Annotated in this window: 1 protein-coding gene; it reads left to right on the forward strand. The window is 57.2% G+C overall.

What is annotated here, in order from left to right:
• Window positions 1–34 precede the first annotated feature (34 nt).
• Window positions 35–913, forward strand: an 879-nt coding sequence (locus E1189_RS02010) for a hypothetical protein (RefSeq protein WP_155158406.1), incomplete at its 3' end; no start/stop codon positions are given.

A 913-nucleotide genomic window follows, 5' to 3' on the forward strand; every position in this document is an offset into this window, starting at 1 on the left:
TGTCGAGATAGCACTGGGCAGGCATCTCCAGCTTGTGAGAGGTTTAAACAATCTGAAAGCGGCCCTGGACATTTTTATCCGGTTGCGTACCCTGGCGGCCGGAGGGAAGGCAAATACTCCCTGTGATGACAAGAATATTGAGTTAACACTGGGCCGGCATCTCCAGCTCATGGGTGGGGCAGACAATCTGAGAGCGGCCCTGGATATTTATACCCGGCTGCGCACCCGGGCGGCTGGGGGGGAGGTGAACACCCCCTGTGATGATAAAGATATTGAGCTGACACTGGGTAGGTATTTTCAGTTAATAGGGGGCAGGGGTAATCTGCAAGCAGCCTTGGAGATCTTTACCCGGTTGCGCACCCGGGCAGCCGGGGGGCGGGCTAACACACCCAGTGATGATAAAGATATTGAACTAACACTGGGCAGGCATCTTCAGCTCATGGGAGGCGCGGCCAACCTGAAAGCGGCTCTGGACATCTTTATTCGGCTGCGCACCCAGGCAGCCGGGGGGCGGAGTAACACACCCTGTGATGACAAGGAAATTGAACTGGCTCTGGGCAGACACCTTCAGCTCACGGGGAGTAGGGACAACCTGAGAGCCGCTCTGGACATCTTTATCCGGCTGCGTACTCGGGCGGCCGGGGGACGGGCGAATACCTTCTGTGATGATAAGGATATCGAGTTAACATTGGGCAGGCTACTCCAGATCATGGGGGGGGATGGAAATCTGAGAGCCGCTCTGGACATCTTTACCCGATTGCGCACCCGAGCGACCGGGGGAGGGGCAAACACTCCCTGTGATGACAAGGATATCGAGTTAACACTGGGCAGAACCCTCCAGCTCATGAGAGGTGGGGATAACATGAGAGCGGCCCTGAGCATCTATACCCGGCTGCGTACCCAGGCGGCCGGG

Source organism: Parendozoicomonas verongulae (genome assembly GCF_009711465.1).
GTDB classification, from domain to species: domain Bacteria; phylum Pseudomonadota; class Gammaproteobacteria; order Pseudomonadales; family Endozoicomonadaceae; genus Sansalvadorimonas; species Sansalvadorimonas verongulae.